This is a genomic window from Streptomyces sp. NPDC088706 (assembly GCF_044752765.1).
Taxonomy (GTDB): domain Bacteria; phylum Actinomycetota; class Actinomycetes; order Streptomycetales; family Streptomycetaceae; genus Streptomyces.
On the sequence record NZ_JBIVLW010000018.1, the window covers coordinates 101,976 to 119,287 of the forward strand.

Genomic DNA, 17,312 nt, shown 5'->3' on the forward strand with positions numbered 1-17,312 from the left:
GCCTTGGCGAACTCGGCGTCGAATCGCTCCCTGCCGACCTCATGCCGGGTGGATGAGGCGGCTTTCGTAGGCGAAGATCACGGCCTGTATCCGGTCGCGGAGTTCGAGCTTTTGCAGGATTCGCCCCAGGTGGGACTTCACGGTCGCCTCCGCCAGGTACAGGGTGGCCGCGATCTCGGTGTTGGACAGGCCGCAGCCCACCTTGATGAGCACCTCGCGCTCGCGGGCGCTGAGTCGGCTCAGCCGCTCGTCGCGGTCGGCGCTGCTGCCGTCGGGGATGTGTGGGCGGAGGTTCTCCAGCAGGCGGCGGGTGATGCGCGGGGAGACCACCGCGTCGCCCGCTGCCACGCTGCGTATCGCGGTGAGCAGTTCCTCGGGCCTGGTGTTTTTCAGCAGGAAGCCCGAGGCTCCGGCTTTGAGTGCGGTGAAGGCGTATTCGTCGAGGTCGAAGGTGGTGAGGATCAGTACTCTGCTCTGCGGGGAGATGCGAATGACCTGTCGGGTTGCCTCGATCCCGTCGGTCCCGGGCATCCGGACGTCCATGAGGACGACGTCGGGGCGCAGGTCCCGGGCGAGGCGTATGGCCTGGACGCCGTCTGCGGCTTCGCCGACCGGTGCCATGTCGGGCTGGGTCTCCAGGACCGTGCTGAAGGCCATACGGAGCAGCGCTTCGTCGTCGGCGATCAGGATGCGGATCGTCATGCGGATGCTGCTCCGCTGCTGCCGAGGTCGAGGCGGGTGTGGACTCCCCAGCCGCCGCCCGGGAGCGGTCCGGCCTGCAACGTCCCCCCGTAGGCGGCCGCGCGCTCGCTCATGCCGGGGATGCCGTGGCCGGATGGTGTGGCGCCGGGAAGTGGCGGGCGGGGGCCGCTGTCGGTGACGTCCACTGTGACGGTCTCGGTCGAGCACCGTATCCGGACCTTCGCGTGTGTGCCGGGGGGTGTGTGCTTGAGGGTGTTGGTCAAGGCTTCCTGTACCAGGCGGTAGACGGTCAGTTGTGCAGTGGCGGGTATGTGGGTGTGGCCGCCCTGGACCTCGACGCGGGTCGGCAGCCCGGCGGCGCACATCTGGTCGGCGAGGGCTGCCAGTTGTGCGATGCCGGGCAGCGGGTGGCGCTCCGCGTCCGGTTCGTCGGTCCGCAGGATGCCCAAGGAGCGTCGCATGTCGGTCAGGGCCTGCCGGCCGGTCTCGGAGATTTGGAGCATCGCGGTGGTGGCCTTGGCGGGGCACCGGTGCTGTGCGTACACGGCGGCGTCGGTGAGCGCGACCATGACGGACAGGTTGTGGGTGACGATGTCGTGCATCTCCCGGGTGATACGTGTCCTTTCCTCGGCGACGGCCAGCCGCGCCTGCTGGTCTTGTTGTTGCTCCATGTGTGCGGCGCGTTCCTCCAAGGCCGCGAGGTAGGCGCGTGTGGTCCGCACATTCACACCCAGGACGGCGGCGGCGACGACCATCGCGGTCACCGCGACGAAGGGGGTCAGGAACGCGCCTTCCGTCGCCCAGCGCAGGCAGGCCAGCAGGGCCCCGCCCTCCACGATGGCACCGGCGACAAGCGTGCCGCGCCGGCCCGAGTTCGCGGCCGCCGTGTAGAGAGCCACCAGCAAGGCGATGTCCGCCGGCAGTTGGACGTCCATCAGCCACTGGACGAAGGCCGCGGCTGCCACGGCGCCGAACACCGTGAGCGGGGCCCGGCGTCGCCACACCAGGGGCAGTGCGAGGGCGGCGGTGAGGGCCACGGCCACCGGGAGCTCTTGCGGCGCGCGCGTGGTCATGATGTTGATCAGGAGCAGCGCCGGTAGCAGCGAGTCCCACACCATGGGCGGCAGCCGGGAGCCCCAGCGCCGGGCGGCTCTCATCGGTCGCGCCGCTCGTGCGGAGGCCAGGTCGGCGTACCTCGTCAGCCGTACGGCTGTCCTAGCCCGCGGCACCCGGTCCCGGTAGCGCAACGGGTGGGCACTACCGGTTTCTGCGGCCGCCTCGGTCATCACACGTCCCTGTCGATTTCAGCGTCACAGTGGCCCCAGCCGGGGCCGCCACCGCGTACAGCCGGAGCCGGGTCGGGTACGGGAGCGTAAGACCCGCGCCGCCCGCACGTACCGCAGCCCTGTCACGGTAGGCCGCGATCCAGCGGCACGCATGAGTCCACCGTCTGAAGGAATCGCGCGGAAGTACGACCACAGGAGGAGCCCGGCCACCCCCCACGGTCGCAAGGCCTCTCACATGGGCGTGCCTCGGATTGCGACTCCGGCTGTACACGATGGCGACCCAAGGGCGATGTGGCAGCGCGTGCCCCACGCCGAGCATGGCCGGGTGACCGAGAACATCATGGGACTGCACATGTCCCTTCTGGAAGTCCTTGTCTTGCTGGGTGCCGTCGCGCTGGTGGTGGCGCGCTGGCTTCCCCCTGCCGTCCGCCCACGCGTCACGATCGCGGCGGGGGCAGTGTTCGTGCTGTCCGCGATCGTGCTGAGCGTGGTGGGCATCCGCTGGCAGCTGCTGCCAGTACTGGCAGGCACTGTCGTCGCGTTGCCGTTCGCCCTCTCTCCCCTGCTGCGACGCCATACCGGCCGGCCGACGTGGCGGGCCCGGTGGTGGCTGGCCTTGCCCGGGTCGGTGGCCTGCGTCGGCCTGATCGCCACAGGTCCGGTGGCCGCCTGGGCCTTTCCCGTACCCGTGTTCCCCGAGCCGTCAGGCCGTTTCGCGGTCGGCACCCGCGTGGTGCAGTGGACCGACCCACGCCGCCCCGAGACCTTCACCGCCGATCCGCACGACCGGCGCACGGTCGTGGTCCAGCTCTGGTACCCCGCGCAGAAGAGCCCCGCAGGCACGCAGCGGGCCCAGTACCTCGGACGCACGGAGCACGAGGCGCGCACCGTCTCCGACGCCCTCACCCGCGCGGTCGGCCTGCCTGGCTTCCTGGTCGACGGCATCCCACGTGCCCACACCCATTCGGTCTTCAACGCCCCGGTGGCCGACGGGGGCGGACGCTTCCCGGTCGTGCTGTTCTCTCCGGGATCGGGCGGAGTACGCACCCAGAACACCGCCTGGGCGGAGGAGCTGGCCAGCCACGGCTATCTGGTCGCCGCCCTCGACCACCCGTACGACTCCGCCGCCGTCGTCCTCACCGACGGCCGAACGATTCACACCAAGACCACCTCCACCGGCGACCGGGACAAGGACAACAAGCTGGCGGCCGGTTGGACGACTGTTCGGGGCGCCGACCTCAGCTTCGTCCTCACTCAGCTGGACCGTCTGGGCCGAGGTGAGATCGCCGGCCCGCTGACCGGACGCCTGGACACTGGCCGGGTCGCGGTCACCGGCCACTCCATGGGTGGTGCCGCCGCCCTGCAGGCAGCCCGGCAGGACCACCGGTTCGACGCCGTCATCGATCTGGACGGCTACCCCCACGGCCCCACCTCCCCCTCCCTCCACCAGCCGACGCTCGCGCTCACCCAGGCCATCACCCCCGCAACCGACCCGCACTACATGCCCCGCCTCACCAAGGCCCTCAAGCTCAACACCGCGACGAGCTACCGGCTCACCATCCCCGGCGCCGCACACCTCACCTTCATGGACGGCCCCCTGTACCTGCCGCCTGTGCCCTCGATAGTCGGCTCCCTGGGCCGCACCGAGAGCCCCCGCGTCGTCGCCGCAACCACTCTCGCCTTCCTGGACACCACCCTGCGGGACAAACCCGGTGACCTGGCCGGCGTCCTGTCGGCCTACGGCGACCTCAGCGTCTACCGCCCAAGCAACAACCGCTGATCGGCTGGGCGGCGGCAGCCGACGGCACGGCCGTTCCCCTTCCCAGCCGGAGTGCAGTCCGCGGTGCCGCCCCCGCCGCGGACCAGCGCGCCAGGCCGACCTGTCGGCAAACGATCGTTTGCCGACAGGTGGCCGACGCGTCCAATGAACCCGTGCAATCCGGGGGTTCGCGGCGGCGCGAATCCAATCAGATCCGATGGTGATTGCTGACACGGTTTGACGACAGATAGGGTCCGATCCTCCCTACGGAAGGGGCCCTCGGTGGCGAACCTGGTCTACAAGCGGGTGTCGACCGACCAGCAGTCGACCGCCCGGCAGAACCTCGTCCTGGACGACGCCGGGATCGAGGACCAGGTCGCCTTCGAGGAGGACCCCGGCACCTCCAGCCGCCTCCACCCCCTCCAGCGGCCGAAGTTCAGCGAACTGCTCACCTACGCGCGGCCGGGCGAAACCGTGCACATCTCCGAGATGTTCCGCCTCGTACGCAGCACCGGACACATCCTCGACGTGCTCGATGTCCTGCACCGCGACCAGGTCGCGCTGCGTATTCACGACGGCGCGTTCTCCGCGATGGACCTCACCGCACGCCACCCGCGCACCAAAGAGCTGCTGTCCACCGTGAAGTTCATGGTGCAGACCCTTGCCGCCGCCGGCGAACTCCAGCGAGACCTCCAGCGCGAACTGACCTACGACGGACTGCGGACCGCCGAAGCCAAGGGCAACAAGGGCGGACGCCGCCCCGCCGTCACGGCCGCGAAGGCCGCCGCCGTGCGCGCCGGGTACCTGGGCGGCCGGTCCATCGCCGGTCTGGCCCGCGACCACCACGTCAGCCGCGGCGCCATCCGTACAGCCGTCGCCGACCTCATGCCCGAGCACACCGACGATCGCGAGGAGACCCCAGCACCGGAGATCGCGGTCACCCTCGACATGCCGGGCAAGGTCGCCGACTTCCTCCGCGCGACTGAACTGGACGTCGTCGAGCGCGGCGCGCTCGACGACGGCGTGACCGTACGACGTGGTCAGGGCTACACCTTGCGCATCACCACCGTGCCCGCGGTCCACCGCCAACTCCTCGACCGCTGCCAGCCCCTCGACGGCACCGCGGCAGTCCCGGCCCAGCGCAAGGCCCGCCGCGAGTACGAGAACCGCGTCAGCACCCTCACCCCGACCGGACCATGATCCGGGTCAGCGGCTACCGCTAATTTCCGTTCGGATACTCCCCGAGGGCCGTTCTGCCCGGGCGGTTCCGGGTCGCAGCGGTTCCGGGGCCCTGGCCGGAACGCCGTGATCAGTCGTCGTGGCGGGCGATGGCCCGCAGGAACGCGATGGTCTCCATCTCGCGGTTGGTGTCCTCGCCGGGTGAGGTGCCGTACCGGCGGTTGGCGGAGAGCTTGACGATCGTGGTGGCGCTCGTCGGATCGATGTAGACGAACTGGTTGTAGACACCCGACGGCGCTGAACTCGCCGCGGTCGCCGTCGGGAATCCACCACTGGTAGCCGTAGCCGACTCCGAAGGGGTGACCGGCGACGAGGACGCGGCCCGGTTCGAGGTGCGGGGCGGCGATGGTCACCGACTCGCGCACCCAGTCCTCGGGCAGGACGCGGGTGTCGCCGACGACGCCGCCGTTGCGGTACAGCTCGCCGATGCGGGCGTAGTCGCGCGCGGTGAGGTTCAGTCCGTTGAAAGCCAGCTCGGTACCGGCCGGGTCGATCAGCCAGTGCCCGGGCGAGGTCATTCCGAGCGGTTCCACGAGTTTTTCCGTCATGTAGTCGGAGAGCGTGCGGCCGGTGGCCCGCGCCACCAGGGCGCCCAGCACCTGGGTCTCGCCCGAGTTGTAGTGGGAGACGGTGCCGGGTTCGTTCTCGCGCACCATGGAGGCGACGAAGGCGTCGAGCGAGCCGCCCGGCGACAGCGCCCGGCCGAGCCGGTAGACCTCGGAGACGGGATCGTTGTAGTCCTCGTTCCAGCGGGCGCCCGAGGACATCCGCAGGGTGTCGCGGACGGAGACGCCGTCGTAGGCGGAGCCGGCCTGGACGGGGACGATGTCGCTGACGGGGGTGTCGAGGGAGGGGATGTGGCCCTCGGCCAGCGCGATGCCGACGAGGGCGGAGACGAAGCTCTTCGCCAGCGACATCGACAGCCAGGGCGCGTCGGGTCCCCCGGTGAGCCAGTACTGCTCGAAGCGGAGCCTGCCGTCCTTCAGGACGAGCAGCGCGGCGGTGTCCGTCTCGGTGAGGAAGTGCTCGGTGGACCGCTGGGCGCCGCCGAAGCGGTAGTAGTCCGGTAGGTCGAGGGCCTCCCCCACGGGCCACGGGCGGGGCCGGCTGGAGGCGGGCATGGTGCGGGCGGGGAGCAGTCGGCCATGCGGGAGAAGTTGGCGTGCTGTGGCACGCCCGTGAAGAGGCCGAGATCGTTCATGGTCGTTTTGCCGGTGGTCATGGCCGTTCTCCGTTCGGGAAACGTGGTGCTGCTCGTCGGGGCGCGGTGCCCGGCCCCGGGTGTGCCGGGGCCGGGTGCTCCCGGAGGCAGGGGCGTCCTCGTCAGCTGGCGGAGAAGTCGGTGCGCCGGACGTAGTCGGTGAAGTCGCGCGGTGCGCGCCCCAGCGCCTCGCGCACGCCGTCTACCGGTTCGGCGCCGCGCTCCTCGCGGATGTGCCGGAACAGTGTGATCATCTCGTCGGTCACGGCGTCCGGGAATCCGGCGGCGGCGAGTTCTGCGCGGAAGTCGTCGTCGGAGACCGCGACGAAGCGCAGGGGGCGGTCTGCGGCGCGGGCGATCTCGGCGACCGCGTCCCCGAAGCTGAGGGAACGAGTGCCGGAGAGGATGTAAGTCCGCCCCGCATGCCCGTCCTGCGTCAGGGCGGCCGCAGCTACGTCGGCGAGGTCCTCCAGGTCGACAAAGGCTTCCCGGCCCTCATCGGTGGGCAGCCGAAGCTCGCCCTCCGGTCCCCAGAGGGAGGCGAAGAACTCGAATTCGGTGAAGTTCTGGGCGAACCAGGTGGGCCGCAGGACGGTCCACTGCAGACCGGACTCCTTTACGGCCTTCTCCACGGCGAGGTGGTTGTCGCCGGGCAGCTCACCCCAGACCCGGGCGGACAGCAGCACCAGCCGGCGCACTCCGGCCCGGGCCGCGGCGGCCGCGAAGTCACGGACCTCGGCGGATGCGTTCGGGCCCTGGGAATCGACCACGTACACGGCGTCGGTCCCCTCCAGGGCCGGCCCCCAGGTCGAGCGGTCGGCCCAGTCGAAGCGGAGCGGGCCGCGCCGGGAGGCCACGGCGGGGTTCAGGCCGTCCCGGCGGAGCGCGGCCGCGACGCGGCTGCCGGTCTTGCCGGTGCCGCCGAGAACGACAATGCGGGAAAATCCGGTGGTTTGGGCTGTTTCATTCGTTTCAGTCGTCATACCTGAAGTCCACACCACGGAAGCGGTACGGTCGATGGCTGATCCTCTCGTTTTGATGTCTGTCCGTCTCACTTCCCGTTCCATTTGAGCCGGACCTGCCCTAAGCTCGGACACCATGGATGATGTGCTGTCCGGGCTGTTGCAGGACGTCTGTGCCCAAGGGGCACTCTTCGACCAGTCGGTCGTCAATCCGCCATGGTCCTTGCGGTTCCTCGACCAGGCCCCGCTCTCCCTCCTCACGATGCTCAGCGGCGACGCCTGGCTGACCCCGGACGACGGGGCCCCGATGCTGCTGCGGCAGGGAGACGTGGCGATCGTGGTGGGCCCCGAGCCGTACACGGTCGCGGACGCCCCGGACACGCCGGCGCTGGCCCTGCTGGACGACGACGGGTGGACCACTCCCGACGGGATGCCGGCCTCCGAGGGCGCACTGCCGATGTACGGACCCGGCGAGCCGGACACGACCGACGCCGACGCGGTCCTGCTCAAGAGCACCTACCCGGTCCGGGGCAACGTCTCCGAACGGGTGCTCACCGCCCTGCCGCGACTCGTCCTGGTCCCTGCCGCGCCGGACGGGTGCCTGCCCCTCACCATGATCGAGAAAGAGCTGCGCAAAGACACCCCCGGTCGGCAGGTCGTGCTCGACCGGCTGCTCGACCTGCTGCTCCTCTCCAGCCTCCGCGAGTGGTTCGAGCTGCCCCAGGCCCAGGCTCCCGCCTGGTACCGGGCTCACCACGACCCCGTGGTCGGCCAAGCCCTGAAACTCATCCACGGCGATCCGGCCCGCCCGTGGACGGTCGCCTCGCTGGCCGCGGAGGCGGGCATCTCCCGGGCCCGGTTCGCCCAGCGGTTCAACGACATCGTCGGCCAGCCCCCCATGGCCTATCTCACCGAGTGGCGGATCTGCCGCGCCGCCGACCTGCTGGCCCGTACCGACGCCACCCTCGAAACGGTCTCCCGCCAGGTCGGCTACACCAACGCCTACGCCCTCAGCGTCGCCTTCAAACGCACCCTCGGCATCCGTCCGACAGAACACCGCGCCTCGGCCCGCGCCGCCCTGCCCTGAACCGTCAACCGCTGGGCCGACGGGGGCGGTGAGATCTTCGTGACCACCACGGACACCTCCGGCATGGACCGCACCTTCCAGGCGATCGGCGGCTACGGTTCCCCTCTCCTCCCACGTCCTGCGCGCCGCCGATCCGGCCGGCGTGCCGCCGACCCGGCCGACGGGCCGCGCCGCTAGACACCTCGACGCTCACCAGCGGGTGCTCGCCCGGTGACAGCCACCTCGCCGTTGAGCAGGCCGTACCGGAGTCCCGTCCGGAGTGGACCATCCTGCGGCCCACCTGGTCCGCCAGAACTCCACCGAGTTCGAGTTCTTCGCCTTCCTCCGGGAACCGGAGGGCGAGCTTCGGCTGCCCTCCGGTGAGAGCCGGGAAGCCTTCTGGGAGGGCACGGCGGCGACCGCCTGGATGGTGTCGTTCATGTGCTCGCCTCGGCCGAGGCCGCGGGCCCGTTACCCATCAGTTCTTCATAGGGGCCTATGCCATGGTCGACCCGGATGCGCCTGACACCCATGGCGGGGCCGTCCACGTATTCCCAGCCCTACAGATCGAGCACCGCCCACACCCTGCGCCCGTCCGCCGCGGTGTCTGTCCCGCATGACACCGCGCCCAGCCCGGTCAGCTCCGGCAGCACTGCCGGGTCCGCGACCGCGAGGCCCGGCCGGTGGGACAGGGCGACGATCAGTGCCTGACGGTCCTGGTCTGCGAGGTGCACCGAGACCCGTCGGCCGCCATCGGCCACCGCGGCCCGCACCAACGCCTCTGTCAGGTCCCCCGCAACCTGGTCGGCCTCCCGGTACCCCCACTCGTGCAGCCGGCCCACGACATGGCCCAACGCCTTCTTCGGCGACCAAGAGGCCGCTTCCAGGGACCAGTTCGCCGACCGCCGGTTCCGCACCCGCATCCGGACCCGCCCTGTCCCCTCCAAGCCCGTCTCAGGGCGCGGTGGTTGTACAGGGCGCTTCGGTGGCGGTGGAGTCTTCGGCGGATAGTCCGGGGTGTGGTCCAACACCAGTGCTCCCAGGATCGACGCGGATACCCATGGTAGAGGCGCGGTCACGTGGCGGGGTCAGAACCGCATAGTTGCTGTTCCCTGGGCACATGGAAAGCCCAACTTCGCGCAGCCGGTGCGCCGTTTCCGCCGCCGTCAGCCGGCCCTTCGTCAACGCGCCTGCGTTCGTTGGAGAGTCGCCCCGCTGATCCGGACCGGGCCCCCGCGTCGCCTTGCCTTTCGGTCGGTCGGTGCACATCACCCCTCGTCGCCCTGCGGTTAATTTGCATCAGATATGCAACTTACCTAAGATGTGGTCATGCGGCTGACCAGATTCACCGATGTGGCGCTCCGCGTGCTCATGCGGCTGGCGGTCGCCGACAGCACGGAAGCGCCCACCACGCGCGAAGTGGCGGACACCATGCGGGTGCCGTACACGCACACGGCCAAGGTCGTCGCCCGCCTCCAGCACCTGGGCCTGCTCGACGCCCGCCGCGGCCGGGGCGGCGGACTCACCCTGACCGCGGCCGGGTACTCCGCCTCGATCGGGGCTCTCGTGCGGGAGCTGGAGGGTGCCGAGGAGGTCGTGGAGTGCGAGGGCGTGACCCCTTGCCCGCTGCGCTCCGCCTGCCGGCTGCGCGGCGCTCTGCGGACGGCCCAGGACGCCTTCTACTCCTCGCTCGAACCGATCACCGTCGCCGATCTCGTCGCCGCTCCGACCGGTCCGCTGCTGCTCGGCATCGGCAGCGGACCACCACCGGACTGAGCCCGGGCACCGGCAGGATCTTTCACCCGCGCCCACGGACCGGTCTTCCGCCACCCAAAAATAAGCATCACTAGTACCAATAAAAAAACAGGAGTTCTTCGCCATGCTCTCCCCCCGGTCCGCCGCCACCGTCCGAGCCACCCTGCCCGCCGTCGGTGCGGCCGTCGGGGACATCGCCGACCTCTTCTACAAGAAGCTTTTCGAAGCCCACCCCGGTCTGCTGCGCGATCTGTTCAACCGCGGTAACCAGGCCTCCGGTGCCCAGCGCACAGCACTGGCCGGGTCCATCGCCGCATTCGCGACCGCGCTGGTCGAGCACCCCGGTACCCGGCCCGACGTGATGCTGAACCGGATCGCCCACAAGCACGCCTCGCTGGGGGTGACTCCCGAGCAGTACGAGTTGGTACACACCCATCTTCTCGCCGCCATCGCCGATGTCCTGGGGGATGCCGTCACCCCTGAGGTCGCGGCGGCATGGGACGAGGTCTACTGGCTGATGGCGGGCTCCCTCATCGCCATCGAGGGACGGCTCTACGCCCAACGGAGCGTCGTGGCGGGCGATGTGTGGAGAGAGTGGGAGGTCACCGCCCGGATCGAGGAGACCGAGGACGTCGCCACCTTCCACATCCGCCCGGCGGACGGCAGTGCCGCCCCCGACTTCCGGCCCGGTCAGTACGTCTCCGTACAGGTCGAACTGGCGGACGGAGCACGGCAGATACGCCAGTACAGCCTTTCCTCCTCCCCCGGCTCCCGGCTGCGCTCCATCACGGTGAAGCGGGTGCGCGGTGAGCAGACTCCGGACGGCGAGGTCTCCCGGCGCCTGCACGAGCACGCCCGCGTGGGCGACCGGCTGCGTGTCTCCGTCCCCTACGGGGACCTGGTCCTCGACCACCTGGACGCGCCGCTGCTGCTGGCCTCGGCGGGAATCGGCTGCACGCCCATGCTGTCGATGCTGGAGTACCTGGCCGAGCAGAACCACGACCGCCCCGTCACCGTGGTGCACGGCGACCGTTCGCCCGCCGACCACGCCCTGCGCACCCACCACCTCCAGCTGACGGAGAAGCTCCCGAAGGCCGAACCGCACTTCTGGTACGAGGCGCCGGAGGCCGGTTACCCTGCCCACCGCACCGGGCTCGTCGACCTGAGCGGCATCACTGTGCTGCCGGGCACCCACGCCTATCTGTGCGGCCCACTGCCCTTCATGCGCGCGGTACGGACCCGGCTGCTGGACGCGGGGGTCCGCCCGGCCGACATCCACTACGAGGTGTTCGGCCCGGACCTCTGGCTGGCGAGCGCATAGGGGGATGCCGTAGGGGGCCGCCGCCCGACGCGCGCTCAGCCTTCCACACCGCGAAGTGCGAGGTTAAGGACGCAGGGCTTCCAGAGAGTCAAGCCTGCTTCCGGGCCCTGCCGATAACGCCGTTATCGGCAGGGCCCGGAAGCAGGCACCGGAAGCCGGGCGTTGCGGCTGAGTATTCAACCGGTCCTTCGCTCAGGCTCGCTGCGGTTGGCGATGCTGCGGTGTGTGACAGCAGTGTCGTTCCGCCTCTGCTCCCACCCTGCCGAAGAGCACAGGGCGTCTTGTGAGCTGCTGCGAGGTCAGAGTCAGCAGCCGACACGCGTGTTGGGCGGGGTTGGATCATCAACCACTGCAAGGTTAGTAAACTGACCTCATGACTACTCCAAACACTGCCGGAGACAGAGAGAAGGTCGTCTCCAAGCTGCCGTCCTGGCTACGCCAGGATCTCAAGGTCCGTGCCGCCGAACACGGCATCGACATCCAGGACGCGGTGTCCGCCGGTATCTCCATCTGGCGCGCTTCGTCCGAAGAGCATGCCACGGTCGACACCTCGGGCTCCCGTCCGTTCTCGACCTGGCTGCCGCCAGGACAGTGGGAGGAGCTCAGGAGCACCTGCAGCGAACGGGACGGGATGCCCTTCGTTCAGGGGCTCGCCCAGTCGGTTCAGACCTGGTTGACCGCCAACCCCTCCCCCAGGCACCGCCCGGTGACGGGCATCGTCCAGCGCAAGGTCGTCATAAACCAGAAGGGTGGCGTGGGGAAGACGGCCGTCGCGGCCGGGGTGGCCCAGGCACTCGCCGAGGATGGGATGCGGGTCCTCCTGGTGGACTACGACCCCCAGGGGCACCTCAGCGATCAGCTCGGTGTCGAGCAGCTGCCGCCGGGGACGGACAGCCTGGTACTGCACATGTGCGGGGAAGGCAAAGGAGAGCTGAAGGACCTGATCGTCACGATCGAGTCCTCGCGCTTCGAGAAGCGTCTCCATGTTCTGCCGGCCTGCCCGGACGGGTTCCTCCTCGACGCGAAGATCGCAGTCGCGCGGATGCGTAACAAGGAAGCAGCCCTGGAACGGGCTCTGCAGCCACTGGAGAGAGACTTCGACGCGATTGTGATCGATTGCCCGCCAAGCCTCGGCATGGCGACCGACGCGGCGATCTACTACGGGCGACGCCGTCAGGGTGAAGCCGAGGGAATCTCTGGCATGGTCATCCCCGTCCTGGCCGAAGACTCATCCGCCACGGCCTACGCGATGCTCGCCGACCAGATCGAGTCGCTGCGGGACGACCTGCGTCTGGAGATCGAGTACCTCGGACTCGTCGTGAACCTCTACGACAGCCGACGCGGCGTCGTCGCGACCTCTTCCCTCAGGGAATGGCGCAACCTCGGCGACCCCAAGGTGCTCGCGGTCATCGGTGACCTCAAGGAACAGCGAGAAGCCGTACGCAAGCGCATGCCGCTGCTGGAACATGCCCCCTACTGCGACCAGTCGACCGGTATGCGAGAGATCGCGAGGCAGATTTCATGAGCTCCAAGGAAGACCAGCTGGGCGCCTCGTCATCATTCGCCCGAGCCGGCAAAGCGCGCAGCGTACGCCGTCAGCTGACCGATCAGGCCTTCGGAACGATCGACCCCAACGAGTTGCCCCTCACCGAGGTCAGCGCCAACCCGGACAACCCCCGGGAGACCCTCGGCGACATCTCCGGCATGGCTGACAGCCTCACCGAGATCGGGCAGATCCAGTCGATCACCGTCGCGTCCGTCGAGGCATACCTTCGGGACCGGCCGGAACGCGCGTCGGAACTCGAGCCGGGCGCGAACTTCGTCGTCGTGGACGGGCACCGCCGCCTGGCGGGGGCACGAGCGGCGGGGCTGGCGACGATCAAGGTCACCGTTGACGATGCCCGGGTCACCACGGACGAGACCCTTCTGGAGTCCGCGTTCGTCGCGAACGCCCAGCGGGAGAATCTCTCCGACCTGGAAGAGGCCGCAGCGCTCAGGACGCTGGTGGCGTTCTACGGATCGCAGCACAAGGCCGCCCGGCGGCTCGGCGTCACCCAGCCCTACATTTCACAGCGATTGTCCCTGCTGGAACTGACACCGGAGCTCCAAGCCGATCTGGAAGCGGGGCGCCGCAAAGTCGAGCACGTGCGGGGCCTGGCCAAGCACACCCCGGAGGAACAGCGGGAAGTGGCGGACGCACGGGCACGGCAGGCAACCGCGAAGAGGCAGCAGCGGAACAAGCCCGCTCCCGCGCCCGCAGCTGATAACGCCGTAATCAGGCCTGCCCGGGCGGAGCCGAGAGTTCCTTCTGCCTCTCCCGCCGATAACGGCGTTATCAGCGGCTTGGAGCCCGCCAGTCCTGAACCGGCGCCACCTGTCCATCCGGCGAAGACCACGGCTGATAACGCCGTAATCACGCCCGCCTCGGACCCGAAGTCCTCGGAGCACCTGCCGTGGCACAACCCGCAAGCGCTCAACCGGATGGCCCGTGAGCTCATGACTGCCGAGGACCGGCAGACTCTCGCCAAGCTCCTCGCCCAGGAATGAGTCCGCGCACGCGTGGCCGTGCCGTCCGAACGACGCACGGCAGGGCCACGCGCCACTCCCCAGGCGTATCCAGCGGACACCACGACACCGCACTCCAGAAAGAAACCCCTAGATGGCAGCGATCCAGCTGACACGTACGCACCGGATACTCATCGGAGTCGTGGTCGCCGGTGCGGTGATCATCGCCGCGATCGGGTTCGCGGGCTCCTACGCGGCCGTGCGCGAGCTGGCCGAGGCCAAGGGGTTCGGCACGTTCTCCCTGGTCTTCCCCATCGGCATCGACGCGGGTATCTGCGTCCTGCTCGCGCTGGACCTGCTGCTGACGTGGATGCGGATCCCGTTCCCGCTGCTGCGCCAGACGGCGTGGCTGCTGACCGCCGCGACCATCGCGTTCAACGGCGCCGCCTCCTGGCCCGATCCGCTCGGCACCGCGATGCACGCGGTGATCCCGGTCCTGTTCGTCGTCTCCGTGGAGGCCGCCCGCCACGCGGTGGGCCGGATCGCGGACATCACGGCCGACAAGCACATGGAGGGCGTGCGCCTCACCCGCTGGCTGCTCTCCCCCGTACCGACGTTCAAGCTGTGGCGGCGCATGAAGCTGTGGGAGCTGCGCAGTTACGAGCAGGTCATCAAGCTCGAACAGGAGCGGCTGATATACCAGGCCCGGCTCCAGGCCCGGTTCGGCCGCAACTGGCGCCGCAAGGCGCCGGTCGAGTCGATGATGCCGCTGCGGCTGGCGAAGTACGGCGTCCCGCTCGCCGAGACCGCCCCGGCCGGACTCGCCGCCGCCGGCATCGAGAAACCAGAACACGTCACGGCCGAACGGGTTGATGCCGTGAGCGCAGCGGCACTCAGCATCGGTCATCAGCGGGCGGGGGAGTGGGCCGACGCCGCCCGGCAGCCCGCCGAGGTCGATGGCGACCCGACGGTGAGCGAAGCCGAAGCCGTACGGGAAACCTCGCAACCGCAGCCACAACTGGTGTCGGTACTACCGCCCGCGGATTACGTGGCGGCCGCTGAGGCGTTCGTGCAGCAGTACGGCGTCTTCCCCGATGCCCGGCAGTTCGGGCTGTTCCTCGCGTTGTACGACATCATCGACCCCTCCACCGGCGGACCGCTCCCCGAGGAGCTGCTGAAGGTGTTGATCGACGAGTTCCGGATCCAGGACCCGGCACATGAGCCGATGAGCGAGCATCTCCATGACGAGACAGCGAGCGCAGACCCCGCGGGCTCCCGGCAGACGGAGCCGGACCTCGAGCTGGAAGTCCCGGCGGGGGAGTGGATGCGGGAGCAGGTGGACGGAACCACTGCATGGTTCGGGTCCGGTCAGGAGACGTCCTCGGGCGGGTTCCCTCAGACCGCGTTGGAAAAGGTGGAATCCTGGAACGACACGTCCCGGGACAACGCACACGAGGGCGAGCATTCCTATTCCAGCGCCCCCTCCAATGCGGCCACAGGCGCTGGGGCGACGGCGGACCGGGCCGGCCACGGCCGCCGCGTCGTGCAGATGAGAATTCCCGACCACGACGAGCACCGAGGACCCGAGCACTCACCTGCCGGGGGCGCCGCTGAAGAATCCGAGCGGGAGACGGCGGAGGAAGTCCTGGTGCACAAGGAGAAGGCGCTCACCGGCCCGGAGATCGTGGCCGCCCGATACCGGGAGCTGTCCGAGGAAGAACGCGCCAGGTCGGCGAACGCCCTCGCGCCACTGCTCGCCGAGGGAACGGACTACACCGTTGGAACGGTGCGGAAGTACCTCGGCGACATCAAGCGTGCTGAGAAGCAGGCTGCCGCACTCCGCTGACCCACGCTGTTTTTCCAGCTCCTCGCCGAGTGGGAAAAGCAGGCGGGGGGACATCGGAGTGGACGTGACATCGGTTCCCAGGACCCGCTTGTTGAGTCCGGGGAGATCCCGGTGGAGACGGTGCGGGTGGCGCGAGAAGTTCAGGGACTACGCCACCCGGGCCGAGGACTTCCGGTTTCCCCCTGGCCGGGGGCGAGGTGCAGCGGCGGGGCCCAAAGGACCACCCGCCACGGGCGAAACGCCTGGTCACGCCCTGTGACACCGACACCAGGGGCAGCAAAAAGCGTCGAGTGCGGCGTTCTCGGCGGGCTCCAGGCCGGCCGAGCAGAGGACGTCGGCGACCTTACCCGGCAGGTCGGGAGCGACGGCAGTTCCGGGGCTGGGGCGTCCGGAGCGGCGACTGTGTACTCGGGCAGGAGGTCCGCGACGGCGGTTCGGATGGCGGCGCGGCTGACGCGGTGGTCGCGGGCGAGGGTTGCGATGGAGCGGCCTTCCAGGTACGCGGTGCGCACGGCGGCGGCCTTCCTGGCCGGGACGGCCGGGCGGCGGGCGCCCCTGATGCTTTTGGCCTCGGCGGCGCGCAGTCCGTTCGCGCCGGAGGTCGCGCCGGAGTTCACCGGCGGCGGCGAGAATCTGCACCATGAGCTTACGGTGGACAGCAGCTCGCCGGTGCACGGGGGCAGGCGGTGAGGTCCATCACAGAGAACCGCCACCGTGCATGCGCATGGCGAGGCGATAGCGGTGCAGGACGTCGAGCACGTCGAGGAATTGCCCGGTGCCGCGTACGAGGCGGAACATCTCGGAGGTGCGCCCGGCGTCGCCCGGCCGCGCGTACGGCCGACCAGACCGCTCCCCGTTGTGGTGGTCGCATTCGACCCTAGCTGTCAGCAGACCCCGCCCTCAGCTTCCATCGGATCTGATGGCATCTATGCCGCCGCCGGACCCCGGAAAGCCCTGGTTCATCGGACGTCGGCGCCTGTCGTCATCCGATCATCTGACGACACCTTCCTTAAGTTGCCTCGCTCTCCGGGTTGTCTGCTGTGCTGTTGCTGTCGAGAGTGTGAAAAGCGTCGAGGCAGGCGCCGATCGTAGGCTCGTGCGCTGCCCCCTGGCGGACAGCGGTTTCGATCGTGCGGGTGAGCATGTTGTCTGTCACCGGATGTGCCGTCAGTGTCAGCGGAAGGTGGGCGGTGGCCATGTGAGGGATGAGGGTGGTGTGACCGCCGCGTGCGGCGAGGGTGATCATGGCGGAGAAGTCGGTGCAGGTATGGCGGACCTGGGGGGTGAAGCCAGCTGACCGGCAGGCTTGAAGCACGGCGCTCCCGCAGGCCGTTTCCGGCGGGGCGGTAACCCACGAGGCGTCTGCAAGTTCCCCTAGGTCGATCGGAGACCGCCCGGGACGGACTGCTGCGCGGTCGGTTCGCAGGACCGCGACGAGTCGGTCGGTCCGCAGAGTGCGGGTCTCGATGCCGGGACGCGGAGGTGTGGCGAGGTTGGTGTAGCGGTAGAGCAGGGCGATGTCGACGCGGCTCTGGAGCAGCAGCCGTACGGCGGTTTCGGGCTCAGCCTCGGTGATGTGCACCCGCAGGTTCCGATGGGCGCTTTCCAGAGCTTCGGCAAGGGGGGCAGCCACCGGTGCAAGCGGGCTGGGGAAGCAGCGAGATGAAGGG

The 17,312-nt window shown here is 69.4% G+C and carries 14 protein-coding genes and 1 pseudogene; 9 read left to right on the forward strand and 6 right to left on the reverse strand.

Annotated features, from left to right (window positions below):
• Window positions 1-39: 39 nt before the first annotated feature.
• Complete coding sequence (locus tag ACIQAK_RS28790; protein ID WP_366392069.1) at window positions 40-702, reverse strand: response regulator transcription factor; 663 nt, start codon at window positions 700-702, stop codon at window positions 40-42.
• Window positions 699-1,859 carry a sensor histidine kinase gene (locus ACIQAK_RS28795; protein ID WP_401849338.1) on the reverse strand — a complete coding sequence of 387 codons (1,161 nt, stop codon included), beginning with the start codon at window positions 1,857-1,859 and terminating at the stop codon, window positions 699-701. The genes ACIQAK_RS28790 and ACIQAK_RS28795 overlap by 4 nt, the downstream gene beginning before the upstream one ends.
• 418 nt (window positions 1,860-2,277) lie before the next feature.
• Here ACIQAK_RS28795 and ACIQAK_RS28800 point away from each other — a divergent pair, with 418 nt between their 5' ends.
• On the forward strand, window positions 2,278-3,768 hold the full coding sequence (locus tag ACIQAK_RS28800) for a dienelactone hydrolase family protein (protein WP_366392067.1): 1,491 nt from the start codon (window positions 2,278-2,280) through the stop codon (window positions 3,766-3,768).
• A gap of 261 nt (window positions 3,769-4,029) precedes the next feature.
• Window positions 4,030-4,947 carry a recombinase family protein gene (locus ACIQAK_RS28805; RefSeq protein WP_366392066.1) on the forward strand — a complete coding sequence of 306 codons (918 nt, stop codon included), beginning with the start codon at window positions 4,030-4,032 and terminating at the stop codon, window positions 4,945-4,947.
• Window positions 4,948-5,240: 293 nt separating this feature from the next.
• Here the strand turns inward: ACIQAK_RS28805 and ACIQAK_RS28810 are convergent.
• Window positions 5,241-6,107: pseudogene (locus tag ACIQAK_RS28810) on the reverse strand (serine hydrolase domain-containing protein); the annotation flags it as partial.
• 202 nt (window positions 6,108-6,309) lie between these two features.
• Window positions 6,310-7,170, reverse strand: coding sequence for an NAD(P)H-binding protein (locus tag ACIQAK_RS28815; RefSeq protein ID WP_366392065.1), 861 nt, complete (start codon window positions 7,168-7,170; stop codon window positions 6,310-6,312).
• Between the two features lie 115 nt (window positions 7,171-7,285).
• Here ACIQAK_RS28815 and ACIQAK_RS28820 point away from each other — a divergent pair, with 115 nt between their 5' ends.
• On the forward strand, window positions 7,286-8,236 hold the full coding sequence (locus ACIQAK_RS28820; RefSeq protein ID WP_366392064.1) for an AraC family transcriptional regulator: 951 nt from the start codon (window positions 7,286-7,288) through the stop codon (window positions 8,234-8,236).
• Between the two features lie 539 nt (window positions 8,237-8,775).
• Here ACIQAK_RS28820 and ACIQAK_RS28825 read toward each other — a convergent pair.
• Window positions 8,776-9,138: a hypothetical protein gene (locus tag ACIQAK_RS28825; protein ID WP_366392063.1), complete on the reverse strand. Its 363-nt coding sequence runs from the start codon at window positions 9,136-9,138 to the stop codon at window positions 8,776-8,778.
• A 406-nt stretch (window positions 9,139-9,544) separates the two neighbouring features.
• Between ACIQAK_RS28825 and ACIQAK_RS28830 the strand changes: the two genes are divergently transcribed.
• From ACIQAK_RS28830 to ACIQAK_RS28855, 6 genes are all read left to right on the forward strand, one after another.
• Complete coding sequence (locus tag ACIQAK_RS28830) at window positions 9,545-9,991, forward strand: Rrf2 family transcriptional regulator (RefSeq protein ID WP_366392062.1); 447 nt, start codon at window positions 9,545-9,547, stop codon at window positions 9,989-9,991.
• Between the two features lie 103 nt (window positions 9,992-10,094).
• Entirely contained in the window at window positions 10,095-11,291 is a 1,197-nt protein-coding gene (locus ACIQAK_RS28835; protein ID WP_366392060.1) for a globin domain-containing protein, read from the forward strand.
• A 373-nt stretch (window positions 11,292-11,664) separates the two neighbouring features.
• The gene (locus ACIQAK_RS28840) at window positions 11,665-12,816 is read left to right on the forward strand and encodes a ParA family protein (RefSeq protein WP_366392059.1); all 1,152 of its coding nucleotides are present in this window, start codon (window positions 11,665-11,667) and stop codon (window positions 12,814-12,816) included.
• Window positions 12,813-13,838, forward strand: a complete 1,026-nt coding sequence (locus ACIQAK_RS28845; RefSeq protein WP_366392058.1) for a ParB/RepB/Spo0J family partition protein — start codon at window positions 12,813-12,815, stop codon at window positions 13,836-13,838. Before ACIQAK_RS28840 ends, ACIQAK_RS28845 begins: the two co-directional genes overlap by 4 nt.
• A gap of 112 nt (window positions 13,839-13,950) precedes the next feature.
• A complete protein-coding gene (locus ACIQAK_RS28850; RefSeq protein WP_401849326.1) occupies window positions 13,951-15,642 on the forward strand; it encodes a DUF2637 domain-containing protein in 1,692 nt (563 codons plus the stop codon).
• A gap of 480 nt (window positions 15,643-16,122) precedes the next feature.
• Complete coding sequence (locus tag ACIQAK_RS28855) at window positions 16,123-16,332, forward strand: hypothetical protein (protein ID WP_366392904.1); 210 nt, start codon at window positions 16,123-16,125, stop codon at window positions 16,330-16,332.
• A gap of 319 nt (window positions 16,333-16,651) precedes the next feature.
• On the opposite strand, the gene ACIQAK_RS28860 is transcribed toward ACIQAK_RS28855, so the two are convergent.
• Window positions 16,652-17,275: a LysR substrate-binding domain-containing protein gene (locus ACIQAK_RS28860; protein ID WP_401849328.1), complete on the reverse strand. Its 624-nt coding sequence runs from the start codon at window positions 17,273-17,275 to the stop codon at window positions 16,652-16,654.
• Window positions 17,276-17,312 lie beyond the last annotated feature (37 nt).